This is a genomic window from Bradyrhizobium sp. STM 3566 (genome assembly GCF_045571445.1).
Classification (GTDB): Bacteria; Pseudomonadota; Alphaproteobacteria; order Rhizobiales; family Xanthobacteraceae; genus Bradyrhizobium; species Bradyrhizobium vignae.
The window spans coordinates 6,757,985-6,774,337 of sequence record NZ_CP120692.1; the positions used below are offsets into that span (position 1 = coordinate 6,757,985).

Below are 16,353 nucleotides of genomic sequence, written 5' to 3' on the forward strand. Positions count from 1 at the left end.
TCGGCCGCTGCCGAGGCAGGAGATGTCACCGCTAATGCCTCCGGCTCGAGAACGCCCACCGCGCCGGCGCTCGAGCACAGAATGGATGATGACTTATATCTACCTGAAGAGGAGAGCGACTTTGCCGACAGGGTCAGATCGGATCGACCAGCTAGCTTCACGCTTCAGAACGGCCTCCAGGTGCTCGTGATCCCAGATCATCGCACACCCGTTGTGACTCAGATGATCTGGTATAAAGTCGGTTCCGCCGACGAGCCGCCTGGCAAATCGGGGCTTGCGCATTTCCTCGAACACCTGATGTTCAAGGGCACCTCCAAACATCCCGCGAATGAATTCTCCAAGGCCGTCTTGCGCGCCGGCGGCAATCAGAACGCCTTCACCGGGCTCGACTACACCAGCTACTTCCAGCACGTGCCGCGCGAGCATCTCGGCAAGATGATGGAATTTGAAGCCGACCGCATGACCGGCCTCATTCTCAAAGATGAGGACGTGCTTTGCGAGCGCGACGTCGTGCTGGAGGAATTCAACATGAGAGTCGCCAACACTCCACGTGAACGTCTCGCCGAGCAGATGATGGCGGCGCTTTACCTCAACCACCCCTACGGTCGCCCTATTATCGGGTGGCGCCACGAAATTGAAAAGCTTACCCGGGAGGACGCGCTTAACTTCTACAAGCGCTTCTATGCACCGAACAACGCGATCGTGATTGTCGCTGGCGACGTCACCCCCAAAGAAATCCGCTCGATGGTGACCGAGACATTTGGTGGCATCCCCACGCAAACATCGATTCCCCTGGAACGCCTGCGGCCGCAGGAGCCGACGCCAGCAGCGCGGCGCATAGTAACGTTCGCCCACGCCCTCGTCGAGCAGCCGGCCCTGCACCGCTATTATCTTGTAGCACCGGCTCGAGCCGCGGCCGGCGGCGAAGGTCCAGTGCTTGACGTACTCGAGCAGTTGATGGGCGGCGGCGTCAACTCATATCTCTATCGTTCGCTGGTGGTCGAACAGCAACTCGCGGTCACCGCCAGCGCGAGCTACCATTCTGCCGCGCTCGATCCCTCACTATTCGCGATTTCCGCCCTGCCAAAACCCGGCGTCAGACTGAGCCAGATCGAGCGCTCCATCGACGACGTAATAGCCGAAATTGCGGGTAATCTCGCGAGCACCGAAGATCTCGAGAGGGTCAAGACGCGCCTGATCGCGCAGGTAACCTACACACAGGACAATCATGAAATGCTCGCGCGCTGGTATGGCCGCGGCCTGACGACGGGACTATCCGTCGACGATATTCGGGGCTGGCCGGACCGCATCCGCGCGGTCGGTGCACAGCAGGTGTGCGAGGCGGCGCGGAAATGGCTCGACAAGAAACGGTCGGTGACCGGCTATCTCATCAAAGAGTCCACCCCAAAACACGGGGAGACGCTCTAATGATTTATCCTTGCACACGACGTGAGATCCTTCTCGGGGGAGCCTCGCTCTCAGTCGCCATGCTCGCTTCGGCAAATTCCCTCGCCACCACGAGGACGCTTGCCCGCACCGCGATCAAGCGCCTGGTTTCGTCTTGCGGTATAGAAGCCTGGTTCGTGCAGGATTCCACGGTCCCGTTGATCGCGATGGAATTTGCCCTCACCGGCGGCGCGACTCAGGACCCGGCTCAAAAACCTGGCGTAAGCCACATGGTTGCTGGCCTAATTAAGGAAGGATCTGCCGGACTTGACTTCAAGACCTTTCATGAGCGGCTCGACAATCGTGCGATTGATCTGCATTTTCACTCGACTCATGATCACTTCCGCGGCTCCTTGCGCACCCTGGAGGACAATGCAGACGAAGCCTTCGACCTTTTGCGGATGGCGCTAACCTCGCCCCGTTTCGACGCGGCCGATGTCGAACGGATCCGTGCCGCTGTGCTTGCACGCCTTAGGCACGAGTCAACCGATCCTTCGTCTCTGGCCGGTCGCAAGTTCCTCGAAGTCGCCTTTAGCGACCATGCTTATGCTCGCCCAGCCGGCGGCTCTCTGGAAAGCGTGCCGAAGATCGCGGCCGCGGATCTCAAGAGATATGTCCGACGCGTGATCGCAAAAGACACGCTCAAAATCGCGGTGGTCGGCGACATCGATCCAGGGGTCCTCTGCAAACTGCTCGACAAGACCTTTGGCAGTCTGCCGACCAAGTCGGAAGCGACGCCGGTTCCCGAAGTCGTCGCAGCAAGGCAGCCGCGGCGAGTCTTTATTCCGCTCGACGTGCCACAGACAGTTGTGACTTTTGGCGGTCCAGCCGTCCGTCGCAGCGAGCCCGATTTCATGGCCGCCTATGTCGTCAACCACATCCTCGGCGGCGCCGGCCTGACGTCGCGCCTGTTCCGCGAAGTCCGCGAAAAGCGCGGCCTGGCCTATTCGATTCGTGAGAACCTGGTCTGGTTGGATCATTCAGCCGTGTTTCTCGGCAATAGTGGCACCTGCACCCATCGCGCCCACCAAACGGTCGAAGAAATCGAGAAGCAGGTCCGCCACATCGCCGAGGAAGGACCGACACAGCAGGAACTCAATGATGCAAAGTCCTACCTGAAGGGCTCGCAAATGCTGGCTCTCAACACATCGTCAAAGCTTGCGCGAACGCTGTTGCAGCATCAGCTCGACAAGTTGACCATGGACTATTTCGAAAAGCACAACGGCGCGGTCGATGCTGTGACCTTGGACGACGCCAAAAGAGCAGCACAACGGCTGTGGGGCGCGGGTCTGCTCACAATTATCGTCGGCCGCTCCCCAAAGGACGCAGCGCAGCCGACCACCATGCCATCGGCGACTACACCCTCGTCAGGCGCCCAGCAGCTAGGCGCCGCCCCGACGGCGCTACCGAATTGACTCTTCGAGCAGCTCAGGCGCTTAGAAGCGTTTAGCTATTGCGCGCAAAGTAAGTCTAGCCACGCGCCTTTGGCCCGCGGCGATATTCGCTCGTGGACTGTTGCCGTGCGGTCTTTCAAGCGCAGTTTTGCTCAATCGCGTTGCCGCCGCAGTCGCGTTCCGTTGTCCTCGAGCTGCGTTAAGCCGACAGGCTGGCGTACCGTGGCGCCAGCAGATCGATGCCCCTCCAGTGCAAACTTTGGGGATCTGGCAACACTTCGGCGGTTGCCCATGAGGACAAGAATGGCGTAGCTTTACGCCTAGCCCGAATATGCAGACCAACTATCTAAAGCGCGAGCGACCGGAACACACGAGGGTCGTGTCCCGAGGAGTGGTGTAGCTGATTAGCAAAGCCGCTCGCGAAGCGCGCCCTCAATAGCGCCGTAGCGAGCGAGCGGCTTTGCGGGTGGTCACCGATGATTCGTCGGTAAGGTTTGGATTGCGACAGCCAACCTGATTCGAGGAACCACCGATGACCGACGACATGATGAACCTGCGCACGCTCGTAGAGAAGACCCCCGATGCAGATCTCTTGCGCGAGATGATCGGCTTTGCCGCCCACCGGCTGATGGAGCTGGAGGTCGAGGGCCTGACCGGGGCCGCGTACGGCGAGAAGAGCCAGGAACGGCAGGTCCAGCGCAACGGCTACCGCGACCGGAGCTGGGAGACCCGCGCCGGCACCGTCGAGCTGCGCATTCCCAAGCTGCGCAAAGGCTCCTACTTCCCGGGCTTCCTCGAGCCGCGGCGGATGGCCGAGAAGGCGCTCACCGCCGTGGTGCAGGAGGCCTACGTGCAGGGCGTCTCCACCCGCTCGGTCGACGATCTGGTGCAGGCGATGGGCATGAGCGGGATCTCCAAGAGCCAGGTGTCGCGGCTGTGCGGCGAGATCGACGACAAGGTGAAGGCCTTCCTCAACCGCCCGATCGAGGGCGACTGGCCCTATCTGTGGATCGACGCGACCTACGTGAAGGTGCGCCAGAACGGGCGCATCGTCTCGGTCGCGGTGATCATCGCGGTGGGAGTCAACAGCGATGGCCGCCGCGAGGTGCTCGGCATGGATATCGGTCCGTCAGAGGCCGAGACGTTCTGGACGGCGTTCCTGCGCAAGCTGGCGCGGCGGGGCCTGCGCGGCGTCAAGCTCGTCGTCTCCGACGCCCATGAGGGCATCAAGGCGACCGTCAGCAAGGTGCTCAACGCCTCTTGGCAACGCTGCCGCGTGCACTTCATGCGCAACGCGCTGGCGCATGCTGGCAAGAGCGGCCGGCGCGTCGTCTCCGCCTTCATCGCCACCGCCTTTGCCCAGGACGACGCCGAGGCAGCACGGGCGCAATGGCGGCGCATCGCCGACCAGCTCCGCCCCAAGCTGCCGAAGCTCGCCGCCTTCCTCGACGAGGCCGAGACCGACGTGCTGGCCTATATGAGCTTCCCGGCCGCGCACCGCGCCAAGCTGCACTCGACCAATCCGCTCGAACGGGTCAACGGCGAGATCAAGCGCCGAACCGAAGTGGTTGGCATCTTCCCGAATGAGGACGCCATCACTCGCCTGATCGGTGCCATCCTGCTCGAACAGAACGACGAGTGGACGGTTCAACGCGGCCGCTACATGACACTGGAAACCATCGCCCCGTTGGGCGATGATCCCGCCGTCAGCTTCCCGGCAATCGCCAGCTGACCGATCCGGCCCATGCCGGCGAACGTGGTGACCCGCACTCAGCTACACCACGCCTCGGGACACGATCCACACGAGAACTGGACGCGCACCTCGCATTCCATGTCAACCGGTCTTGCCCAGCAAATTAAAAGGCTGACCACAGTGGGCGCTTTAAAACGTGACGAGAGCGCATGCAGCCAGGCCATCCTTCATTACCTGCTCTGGGCCGTACCACGCATCGCCGTCGGCGAAGAAGAATGCCGGTCCCGGGACGCCGGCTTCTTTTGACGCAGCGTCCTCGGTGTCGCTTTGTACCGATGTTGCTCCATCGGGCTTCGTCCCGCTCACCCTTCGATCTCCACTCAATGACACGATAATCTCGCCTCAGCTTGAACAGATGCATGCTTGCCATTTGCGTTAGCAACCCGTTTCAGCACTGGCATGTCTCAATATTCTTCAGCAGAGTGAGACATCGGCCGTTCACGCTCATATCACTACTTGTCTGCCGAACAAAATCGGTCTGAACCACCACCTTTGATCATTTGCCAAACCATGCGGACAGCGTAGCCCGACTCCATTGCGCTTCCCCGAGCACGGAATCTGACGCTACGTAAGATTCGGTCGCTTCATGCCAATCTAGATATCGGCGCAATAGACCTGGCAATCGCAACGACCACCACAGTTCAGATCGTTGGTCTTGGCGGCGCGCATTCTAGCCGCTTACAAACCTCACGTAGATCACCGGTACAAGTGATTTACTCCCCATCTCTGCCTGCATCGTCGTTGCCGATCCAAGGACGCCACTCACCATAATGTTGAAAATGTGCATCGGTTGCAGAGCTCTCGCGTCAAAGGCTCATTGCCCCTTCTTTCTGCCATGTTCACACCCAAAGCAGGGACGCGCCGGTTGCGCAATTTGCGCGCGGCAATAGCGCGTGTCTCAGGAGATTTCCATGGTGAAGCCAGTTGTAATTGTGGTAGGTGCGGACAAGGGAGGAGTCGGCAAAACGACCGTATCACGAACGCTGCTGGACTACTTCAGCGTCAACAACGTGCAAACACGCGCGTTCGACACGGAGGCGCCGCGGGGAACGCTGAAGCGCTTTTATCCCGAGATCACTGAGATCGTTGACATGACGGCGACGGCGGACCAGATGAAGATCTTCGATACGCTGAACTCCGGGCTGTCAGTCACCGTTATTGATGCCCGGGCAGGCTTACTGTCCTCTGCGCTGGCTTCCTTGCGCGACATCGGATTTTTGGAGTCGGCGCGGTCTGGCCAGATAACATTCGCCGTGTTCCATATCCTGGGATCGTCCATCGCTTCGCTAGACGAAATCGCGGAGACCGCGACCTTCATGAGCGGCGCAAAGTACTACCTGGTCAAGAACTTCATCAACGACACTCAATTCTTCCAGTGGGATCAAGCGACCTACAACTCCTACTTTCACCGCATCAAACATGCGACTGAATTGGTCATACCGAAGCTTAACGAGATGGCCTATGAGCAGGTGGAAGTCGCATCCGTGCCATTCATTGACTTCGTCGCAAACAAGGGGCGGAACGATGAACCGGCGAACAACTCCTTCGTGCTGCGCGGCTATGTCCGGCACTGGCTGTCAAATGTCTGGAGCGAATTTGATCGCATCAACTTGACGGAATTGGCCGGAGCCAAGTCCGCCACCCGGGCCGGCGAAAAGTAGTCGCATATTCGGCGAGCTCAGGTCTGGCCCACGTACGAAACGTAAATTGATCTGCTGGCTATGTTAGCAACCCCCATCTACATCATTTGCTCTCCTAGCCCGCAGGTCGGTAAAACTCTCATCGCTCGGGCGATGAGCGAGTTTTTGCTGCTGAAAAACGGCACAGTGCTGTCGTTTGATGTCAATTTGAAAGAGCCGTCGTTACTCGACTACCTCCCCAACATCACGGAGACCGCGGATGTAATCGATACTCATGGCAAGATGCAGCTGATGGACCCTCTCATTATCCACGACCAGGTAGCCAAGGTAATCGATCTCGGCTTTCACGCCTTCGACGAATTCTTCAGGATGTGCGAAGAGATCGGCTTCATAAAGGAGACGGCGCGCTGCTATGTCGCTCCCATCATTCTCTTCGTCGCCGGCGCTGACCGCATCTCCTATCGCGGTTATGAAATGCTGCGGCGGCGAATTCCGCCGGCGTCGCTGATCACCGTCCACAATGAATTCGTGCTGCGTGGCGGACTACCTGAAGCGATGGATGGCGAGCGGGTGCTTCGGATTCCCGCGCTTCCGCTATTTCTCAAGAGATATATAGACCGGCTTAGCTTTTCCTTCACTGGATATCTGCGTAGCGAGAATGACTGGTCCACCGAGCTGCATCAATGGATCCGGCGGAACTACAGCATGTTCCGCGATCTGGATTCGAGTGTGATGCTGCGAAAGGCCTATCGATCTCGGGGCACGGATATCGACAGCCTACGTTGCACAAGGGCTACTTGAGACTTCGATCTGCTCGCCATCTACTGGTTCAGCCCATGAGTAGCTCTTCGATGGCGCTCTCAAGGGTCGCGAACGCATGATTTGCGGTATACGACTCTTCAGTGGACGCGCATCTTTGCTCGCCGAAAGAACGGACGGGAAAGTCGCAAGTCCTCGGATGCAATTATTCGGCAGGAATGCGGAGCCAAGGAATGGCCGCTCCATGACCATCGCTATGCTTGATACTCCAGGGACGAAGCCTCTCTGATGACCTCAATTGACGATACATTAACTGAGATCAGATCGCTTCGGAACGAAATCTGGCGCTGCCGGCGATTCCTTAAAACGGACCTGCCTGGCGCGGAGCGCATGGCCGTTGAGAAGCGTCTTCTTGAACAGCTTTCTGCCTTTGAACGGCTCTTGTCCACGGCGTTTCCTCTGACCTTGCGCCCCAAAGTGTATTCGACCAAGAGCACCACAATCGGGCCAAGCGCCCCCTGAAAGGCCCATGAGAACGGCGCATCCATTCGGGAACGCGATGGACGGCTAACAAAAGAGGTTTTCTAGCTCTATCGGTAGTTTGAGCCCGGCTGTCGAGGGCAGGCTCATCCCAGCTGAGATCTGGGGAAGACCGCGATCGAACTAACCTGCAACAGCAACATTCCTGGCGATCTTTGGCAGATATAGCCGAGTTAGCGACCTGACGGAAAATACCTAGTTCCCGAGCACAACGCTATGGCTTGATGGGCCGCACGGATTCCTGCAGATGTCCGGCCGTAACCACCACAGTTTACGCAGGTTCTCCTTCCGACCATTACAGCAAGCCGATGGCCATCTCTCGACGGCCTCGAAGTGGGCGAATGGCTGCAGCACTGAATAGAGCGCAACTGCTGCAGTACAAAATCGCCCTTCAGAGCGCGTTACGACCTCGTAACACGCGTGGACGCACATCGATCGCTGATCGAGGCCAATCGATTCACGGAGCTCAGTCCCCCTGATAGATGAACTGCAGCTCAGCAGGATGATGCTTCTGCCGCCCAGCTGACCAGACTGCGGCGCCCGTCAGCCTAAGGCTCGTCATTGTCGCCCGATTTCTGAAAGCTACGGCTCGGACGCCTCACTCTCGAGGTAGGACGACTGGAATCCTGTTGAGACGCCGTCTCGGTCCCTCGTTTCTCTCCGCCGCAATCGGGATCATGCAGCGGCATTCGCGGCGCAAGTTCTTGAAGTTGTCCCTAAGACAAAACATGGCTACGACCACATCGCTACGCCCTGTAAAGCGGTCACAGAAGCGCATCACGTCTGGTCGGCACGACGTCAAGACTTCCTCGGCCTGCCGATCTCGCGCACAAGCTTGTCCTGCGCACCACATGGCTGTGATCGCGATCACGATCGGAGCGAGAGCGGCTGCACACCGGGGCGCCTTGCTGACCCAGCTCATTCGCCGCTCTTGATTCACCAAACCTGCCTTAAGTCGCATATCCTTCATTGTTATTCTTTGGCCCGCGAGCGCATTCTGTTTACCGGATTGGGCGGTCTCCGATCGTCGTCCTGCCCCACGCAACACGCTCATTGCGAAGACCGAGATACAACAGAGATTCGGCGTTTAGCGCTGGTGTGGCGATGCTGGCTCCCAATATGGTGTTATGCTTCGCAATGCCTACAACCTGACGCTACGGACGATTCAAGCACTTTGAGCGTCTGGCATGCGTAAATACGTCCTAAGACCCACATTGCGAGCAGTAGGACGAACTCCCGACCACTGCACGCTTGACCGACAGCCCGCGGGTCGGAACGCCACCGATTTTGGTGGATGACGCTCAGCCTAGTGTTGGGGGCCGACATCGAGACGATCAGCGACAAGTGCGTCGGCGCAGCTCGCTTTGTTCGCGGTCTCAACCAGCCGACCTGCAGAGTCAAAGAGTGCAGTACGATTGAATTTCCGAGAAGCACGAAGTTTGGACCGACAGGCCAGGATGCCGTGGCTGGATGGTGGTTGTCGCAACTGTCACGTCCGGAGCGTCAGCCTGGGTGCCGCCTAGTCCATCATTCGGAAAAGACTATTCGTCGTTGACTGCACAGTCTTTCTGAGGACGAGCGCGGACCGAGCGCTGCGTTCACGATCCCCCGATCTAGGAGGAAAGCAAGACTTCACATGAGGAAATTAGCGGCGAGCTTACCAGGGCCGGCAGGTTAAGTGTTGTGGCCTCAGCCATTCTGGCTTCCCGAGCAGCAGGTGCCAGTGAGGATCTGATGAGCGCCGCCAAGCAGATTTTCAAGCCGATTCCCTCAATCGCCCCAGCGGTGAAGGACAATCCTATCACCCATGAAAAGGTCACACTTGGCAAATCCTTGTTTGTCGATCCGAGGCTATCGGCGAGCGGGGTTATTAGCTGCAACACGTGTCATAACCTTGGGGTGGGCGGGTAGATGCCGGCCCGACGTCGATTGGTCATCGCTGGCAGCTGGGGTCACGTCGTGCGCCAACAGTCTATAACGCGGTCTTCAACGTGGCGCAGTTCTGGGATGGGCGCGGCGGATCTTAAGGCGCAAGCCGCAGGCCCTGTCCAGGCCAGTGTCGAAATGAATGCGACGCCCGATCGCGTGCTCAGAACATTGAATTCAATGACCGATTATGTCGTTATGTTCGGCAAGGCTTTTCCCAACGATGCGGTGCCAGTTACGCTTGAAAAGTTCGCCAAGGCCATCGAGGCTTTCGAGGCGGCTTTGATTACTCCCGCCGCCCCCTTCGATCAGTACCTCGAAGGCGACGAATATGCTCTCAGCGATCAGCAGAAAGCCGGGCTAAAGCTATGCATCGAAAAGGGCTGTTCCTGTTGCCACAACGGAATCAACATCGGTGGACAGGATTTCTTCCCGTTCGGCGCGATTAAAAGGCCAGCTGAAAGCCTGCTTCCGAGGGAGGACAAGGGTCGTTTTGCCGTCACCAGGGATCTTGGCGATGAGTATGTTTCCGCTCAGCCCCGTTGCGTAACGTCGCATTGCGCCCGCCCTACTTTCATTCTGGTCAGGTTTGGAGTCTTAAACAAGCGGTTGGCGTGATGAGTGAGGTTCAGCTTGGCGCAAAGCTCAGCGATGAAGAAACTGACGAGATTGTCGCCTTTCTGAATTCGCTCACCGGGCAGCTGCCAGTGATCGAGTATCCGATACTGCCCATGCGCACCATTGCAACGCCAAAGCCCTCCTTAGACAAATAGGCCTTCATGATGGTGGCACGCTAGGCGGTCCACGCTGGAGCATTCAGCAGGCTCCGATTGCAAGTCTCGAGCCCCAACCCGTTCCTCGCCGACGAAAGGGTTCGTGAGGGTTCGATCAAATCATCCATCTTGGGCAGCTCAATCCTGGGCCGCGTCGCGATGCAACGAAGGGCAGCGCCCTGAAATGGCCCGCAACCGGTGCTGCGAGGAAGACGCTCTGCCTAGCTCGCGAGCATCGCATATCACCTCACATCAGCCCCTTTTTCCAATGGACTTATGCGTCAGTTACAAGTTTTACGGCGGCATGTTCGCCAAAGCACCATCCCAAATCCACGGGGCGGGATCATCCTCAGCCTCCATCTGGTAGCTCCTGAATGTGCGCTTGGTGACGCGAGCGTCCCAAGTCCTACAATAAGATACGGCGATTGAAGACGCGGAGTGGAGACCGATACAAAGTCTCCCTTGCTGCAAGACGCGCAGATATTCCTTGAAACGGCACGCGGATTGCTGGGTGGATCAGCCAGTCGCCGCAAAGGAAGCCGTCGCGGCGTAGCCGGAGTTCCAGTGAAGTTTATCCGATTCATCTTGATCGACCTGGCTATGATGCTGCTCGCACCCGGGAATGCAGAAGCCATGACCCTGGCTCACGGCGCACACTTCAAATCGGCTGGCAAAGCCGTGGGATCCTTGATGCCGATTTCCGGCTCCGAGCCAGTATTCAGCTCTGGCCTGAGCGGGCATTTTGAGCGCCAAACCTCTCAAGCCGCGCAATTTGGACATTCAGCAGAAGCGCCCGCGCGGGCCGAACAGGCTGAAAACCTCGCGCTAATGGACAGGCGCTTTGCCTCTCATTGGCAAGCGTACTGGGCAGCGTCCGACCGTCACGATCTTCGCAGCGCGGAGATGCTCAAGAAGCCGCTGATCGTAACACAGATCTGCAGTCCTCCGCCGCACCTTATGCCCTCACGCGAGCAGAGACGCCGTGCTGGAGCGGCACAGGCTGGATTATCTGAGGCATGGCCATCATCTCTATTGCAGCGATTGTGCTCGTGACTCGGATAGGAACATGCAGCACAGGCGCAGGTTCATGAGAGAAGGAAAAACGGGCTGTATTGAGGTTGCGTTCAACGGCTCTCTCGCAAACATTCCGTTAGATGCGCAATTCAGCCTGCCAGCCAAGGGCGTCACAGCGATTTTTGGTCCGCCCGGGTGCGGCAAGACCACACTCGCGCGCTGCATCGCTGGCGTGCAGCACGTGCCGACTGGATTTTGTGCCGTCGATGGAGAGATTTGGCAGGACGAGACGACGTTTCGACCGCCTCATCTGCGTCCCGTCGCATATGTATTCCGACCACAAATTCCTCTTTCTCATTGGTCTGTACGGCGCACCCTACTATACAAGGCGTCAAAATCGACACCAACACTCATCGATTTTGATGGAGTGGTCGACTTGCTCGAGTTGTCGCCGCTGCTCGAGCGTTCGCCGTCACATCTTTCCGCGGCCGAACGACAGCGACTTGCCCTTGGCAGCGCGCTGTTGGGCCAGCCTCAGCTACTTTTGCTAGACGATCCACTCATTGTGCTCGACCGCTCCGCCAAATGCGAGATCCTGCCATTTCTCGAGCGCATGCGGGAAAAGCTCTCATTGCCGATGATCTACATCACCCATGATATCGCTGATATCGAGCGTTTTGCCGATCATCTTGTCATGATGAAAGATGGCCTCGTGACTGCGGCCGGGCCGCTCAATGTTGTTCAGAGCGGTCCGGTGCTTGCCAGGCGCGGCGAAGCGGCAGTCTGCCTTGATACATTGGTCGGCGGCTATGACGGACGCTACGGGCTGATCATGCTCCGCCTCGACGGAGCACGCCTTCTGGTACCTGGATTGCCGCTTAGACCGGGCGCGAAGCTGCGTCTGCGCATCGCAGCCGGCGACGTCAACATTGCGTGCGAGCCACGACGTGCAAGCTCGATCCTCAATGTATTTCCGGCACGCATCAAAGCCTCTCTGCCGTTCGGAGAGGCGGAGGTCACCTTGGTGCTGGCTCTTGAAACTGGCCGTTCTGGCGTGCCGCTTTTGGCGCGCATCACGCGCCGCTCCTTTGATGCGCTGCGGCTCAGCAATGGAGCGGACGTCTTTGCGGAGGTCGCGCGCGCCGTTCCGCTCGGGCTGCCGAGCAGTGATTGCAAAGCACTGCCACGATCCGCATGAGAGCGTTCGACAGCTATGCCCGACACGAGAAACACATCAACAGGAACCCGGTCGTGATTGTTAATCTGGATGATATAGATTCGAAAAGTGTGGCGGCCATTCTCTACCGCCCAAAAGACGATGTGGATAGGCTACTCGCCGATTTCGCTCAGGATATCGCGCAGCAAGGCGTACGCATCGGCGGCATCGTGCAGCGACACGCGAGGTGCGCAAATGGCACGCATGTCATGCTCGCAATCGACGTTACCACAGGACAAGAGATCTCGATTTCCCAACCACTTGGCAGCGGAGCTATGTCCTGTAATCTCGATGCAAATGGGCTTGCCGAGGCCGCAGCTGTCGTTTCCCGGGCACTTCGCAACAAGATCGATCTTCTTGTCATCAACAAATTCGCGAAACAGGAAGCCGCTGGCCGGGGTCTGCGCACCGAATTCGTTGACGCGATCACCCGAGGCGTACCAGTCCTGACAGCCGTTCCGAAAAAATGCCTTGCCGACTGGCGAACCTTCACCGCGGGCGTTGGCACGCTGCTGCCTTGTGATCGTCAATCCTTGGAGCAGTGGTGGCGCGAGATCTCAACGCGCCCGGCGCGCAGCGGGGCGTTCAGCCCCGGCTGCGGTCACTTGGGGACGATGATACCGGATCGCTTGATGACGACAGTGACACTGTCGTCCACGCCGTCTCCGAAATCGCCCATCAGGCTCTTTCGCCGCCTCCGAAAACAGCCTTAGCTCTTGCGTCCGCTCCCACGCTCTGCGCCACCGCGATGCCTTGCGAACGTGCCGATTGCGGACCTTCTATGGCGAGAGTTCAACCAGCTGCCCGTTCGGCCGATATCAATCCCTCAGTCGGTTCTGCAGTGCCTGCCGGTCGACGACGAGATTGCTTAGGTTCAGGTCTGGCTGACGTCTTCCCGCTAAGCGCCTGGCCAGCGCCCGCGTACCGTCGAGCACAAAGACCCCGCAATCGTAGCCGTTCCTCTGCTGGCGTATGGGGGCGTTTTGCAGGTTGTCTCCGGCTCCCACTCGCGCTGCGAGCATTGCTGCGGGTCTGTCATTGCGTCCCCGGGCGGAGTCGTAGTGGTAGGCGACCGGATTGTTGCGATCGCGGCGGTCCACCAGCAGCAACGACCAATGCGACCCGCGGTCATCGAGGTCCATGGTGCTGGCGTCATTCACCGGTAAGAACAGAAAGTCGGCTGTGTCGTTACCATTGGGATCATCGACAATCTGATGGAATGCGGATAGCGCGGCGGCGTTGGTACCCTGGCCCACCCGAAAGGCGGTGAGAGGATCTGCAAACCGGGTCCGGGCGGCAAGATTTGGATTGCTCGCCCACAACTCCTGGGCCAGGAGTTCGTAGTCCCGCTGGATATGCTCGTCGCCCAGCCAGTCCCTGGCTCCGAGCACCCGCCCGCTGCGGTCGCCGGCAGGGGCACTCGCAGCCGAACCGCCGACCCTGGCCTTAGGAGCCGAGGATGGGCCACCATGATGGATCAGCTGAGCGTCGCGGCGTCCTCGCGGACCCAACGTGATGGAGTAGGTCTCCCCGTTGATGGAGACCGGCTGGGGAGCCATTCGCGAACTTGGTAACAGCATTTTATTGTCCAGTACATCGAGCAGGAAATCCGGCACCGGCTGTGAGCCATGCTGCCAATCCTCGCCGACGAGATATCCGATATCCTCCAGCTCTTGAGGTACGCCTGATGGCCCGATGAAGAACGGAGGTCTGCCGGCAGGGCTCTGCACCGGCCCTGACTGGGCATCGTCACGCATGTCCTGCGGTGTGGACGGCAGGTCAACCAAAGAACCGAGACCCCGATAGATGTCTGAGGACCGAGCTGGCTCACCGTTCGGCGTTGGAAAGTCGAAATAGGTCGGCAGTTGTGGAGACCAAGTCGAGCTCGACCCAGCCGGCTCCAGCAAGCCGGCCTGCCCAAACCGGGCTACTATCGGCGGCCACTCACTTTCGGACGGCGGCGTCGGCAAATCTCGCATCCAGGTCGGGATGGAGGTTGAGTCCGAGCCTGCTCTTTGCTGAGGAGAGGGTACACCCAGCGCTCTGTTTGCCTCGACGACTTGCACATACTGCCTGAGCTTCTTGAGAGTCACGCCAGATTTCCCTTTGGCATCGGCGTAAGCCCGGTAGTCGGCATCCAGCGAGCGTTGCTGCTCATTGTTGCCGTTGATTCGGCTCGCGATGCTCTCCCTACCCTCTGTGCGGAGCCAGTCACTGAACTTGCGTTGCGCCGAGGCCGTACCTTGAATGGTTTTTCTCCTGTGCTGGGAACCCGGGTCGAGCTTGCTCAGCTCTTCGTTGGCGAGGCCCTCAATGAGGCGGGCGTCGTCCTCGTAAGGGCGAAATCCTTGTTGGGGCTCGAGACCTAGGTACTCTCTAAATGGATCGAGTGGGGCCGTCCGCTTTGTGGCCTTACTGAACGCCGCATAATCTGCGTTCAATGACGATTGCTGCGCAGGATTGCCGCCGATTCGGTCCATGATGCTCGGCCTGCCCTCCCTTTGAAGCCAATCACTAAAGGAGCGTAGCCGGGAAACCATCGTCGAAACGGCGGCTTTCTCTTTTTTGGTCGCGTCAGATCCAAGCTTGGACAGAGCGTCGGTCAAGAAGTCATCGATCGTGGAGATGTCCTCCGGATGAGCCGACAATGTTTCGCGCCCCATCAGGCGGGCCCCGGCACCGACAGCTTGGAGCCCGTCAGCCCCGATCCTGCGCAGGTGAGACAGTGCCGCGCTAAGGCGGTCACGATCATCACCACCAGCTTCGACGTATTCGTCGATGTCGGCGGCTAGCGACCTTGGTTCATTGAACGCCCGAAGAGCCAATGGCCCCTTATTCTGGGCTCGGAGCCAACGAGCGAACGTGTTGAGCGCCTGCACATTGGACTTGAGCGTAGCAGCCGGGACCTTTCCAGTCCCGCGGCCTCTGGTACCATCGGGAGTAATTCTGTAGTCTTTGACGTTTTCCACGAACTGGCGGATCATCCGCTCGTCCTGGGGATGCATCGGTTGCTCTCGCGTGGTCACAAAAGCTGGGGCCGGAATGGGATTTCCAGCCTGGAAATTTCGGAGTGTCTCCAATGCTCCACCCACATAGTTCCTGCTATTGGCGCTCGCCACCTTCATAAACTCATCTTTATAGGCGGCTAGCCGATCAGCATTGCCAAGCAAGTCCTTCAGCGTGATCCCTTTGGGTCGGAGGAACTCGCTGAACATTCGAAGAGCAGTCACGTAGTTCTCGATGGTCTTGGTCTTCCGGTTCGCGCTACCCAATGCCGTCTTGAACTCTTCAATCAGCTCCAGGTCCTCCTCGGACGGTCGACTGCGCTTTGCGAAATCCATGCGGAGCTCTGAATAGACGGCGTCGGAGGACGAGCCGCCGGACGACTTCTCCCGGCGACTTCCTCCAAACACCTTGCCGAGCCCTGATTTGACCCGCGAGAACAGTCCACGGGACTTGCTCTCCTTGGTCCGCGCCTCCGGTTGTAGTTCCGACGACGCTGTGTAGCGCATGCTGCTGAATGGCCTGTCCCGCAAGTCAGATTGGTAATCGCTTGCGGCCGAGCCAAGATGAGCGTGCGGAACATCGACGCTGTAACGCGTGCTGCTGAAGGAACTGTCCCGCAGGTTGGACCTGGGCGGCATCCGCATCGAACCACCGATATCCGGACGGTCGATATTTTCGTGCGACCGGAGAGCTGGAGCCTCGGGCGAACTCGACTCGGACGAACTCTCCTCAGCGGAGCGGAGTTGCAGCTCACCCAACTGCTGCTCGAAGCCAGCTTGATCTGGAGGCTCAGCATCGGCCTCTTGCCGCGCACGCTGCAGCTCTTGTTGCTCGGCGTACCAGCGCATCCAATAGTTCGGATCGTTATATCCCGGCTCCATACCAC

The 16,353-nt window shown here is 58.9% G+C and carries 10 protein-coding genes and 1 pseudogene; 10 read left to right on the forward strand and 1 reads right to left on the reverse strand.

Translation table 11 applies throughout. The features are described 5' to 3' along the window. The first annotated feature begins 81 nt into the window (after window positions 1-81). From P6U27_RS32090 to P6U27_RS32135, 10 genes and pseudogenes are all read left to right on the forward strand, one after another. A complete protein-coding gene (locus P6U27_RS32090) occupies window positions 82-1,428 on the forward strand; it encodes a M16 family metallopeptidase (protein WP_407194520.1) in 1,347 nt (448 codons plus the stop codon). Next, window positions 1,428-2,861 carry a M16 family metallopeptidase gene (locus P6U27_RS32095; protein WP_407193298.1) on the forward strand — a complete coding sequence of 478 codons (1,434 nt, stop codon included), beginning with the start codon at window positions 1,428-1,430 and terminating at the stop codon, window positions 2,859-2,861. Before P6U27_RS32090 ends, P6U27_RS32095 begins: the two co-directional genes overlap by 1 nt. A 511-nt stretch (window positions 2,862-3,372) precedes the next feature. After that, window positions 3,373-4,572 carry an IS256 family transposase gene (locus P6U27_RS32100; RefSeq protein ID WP_407121051.1) on the forward strand — a complete coding sequence of 400 codons (1,200 nt, stop codon included), beginning with the start codon at window positions 3,373-3,375 and terminating at the stop codon, window positions 4,570-4,572. A 12-nt stretch (window positions 4,573-4,584) separates the two neighbouring features. After that, the gene (locus P6U27_RS32105; RefSeq protein WP_407193299.1) at window positions 4,585-4,839 is read left to right on the forward strand and encodes a hypothetical protein; all 255 of its coding nucleotides are present in this window, start codon (window positions 4,585-4,587) and stop codon (window positions 4,837-4,839) included. A 665-nt stretch (window positions 4,840-5,504) separates the two neighbouring features. Beyond that, window positions 5,505-6,254, forward strand: a complete 750-nt coding sequence (locus tag P6U27_RS32110) for a hypothetical protein (protein ID WP_122405458.1) — start codon at window positions 5,505-5,507, stop codon at window positions 6,252-6,254. 60 nt (window positions 6,255-6,314) lie between these two features. Then, on the forward strand, window positions 6,315-7,034 hold the full coding sequence (locus P6U27_RS32115; RefSeq protein WP_407193300.1) for a hypothetical protein: 720 nt from the start codon (window positions 6,315-6,317) through the stop codon (window positions 7,032-7,034). A 2,142-nt stretch (window positions 7,035-9,176) separates the two neighbouring features. Then, window positions 9,177-10,231: pseudogene (locus P6U27_RS32120) on the forward strand (cytochrome-c peroxidase). Between the two features lie 564 nt (window positions 10,232-10,795). Continuing rightward, window positions 10,796-11,284, forward strand: coding sequence for a hypothetical protein (locus tag P6U27_RS32125; protein WP_407193301.1), 489 nt, complete (start codon window positions 10,796-10,798; stop codon window positions 11,282-11,284). A gap of 13 nt (window positions 11,285-11,297) precedes the next feature. Further along, window positions 11,298-12,443 (forward strand): molybdenum ABC transporter ATP-binding protein, encoded by a 1,146-nt coding sequence (gene modC, locus P6U27_RS32130; RefSeq protein WP_407193302.1) that lies wholly within the window; start codon window positions 11,298-11,300, stop codon window positions 12,441-12,443. Further along, the gene (locus P6U27_RS32135; RefSeq protein WP_407120880.1) at window positions 12,416-13,174 is read left to right on the forward strand and encodes a DUF2478 domain-containing protein; all 759 of its coding nucleotides are present in this window, start codon (window positions 12,416-12,418) and stop codon (window positions 13,172-13,174) included. Before modC ends, P6U27_RS32135 begins: the two co-directional genes overlap by 28 nt. A gap of 105 nt (window positions 13,175-13,279) precedes the next feature. Here the strand turns inward: P6U27_RS32135 and P6U27_RS32140 are convergent, their stop codons facing one another. Then, window positions 13,280-16,348 carry a Ulp1 family isopeptidase gene (locus P6U27_RS32140; protein WP_407193303.1) on the reverse strand — a complete coding sequence of 1,023 codons (3,069 nt, stop codon included), beginning with the start codon at window positions 16,346-16,348 and terminating at the stop codon, window positions 13,280-13,282. Window positions 16,349-16,353: the final 5 nt, after the last annotated feature.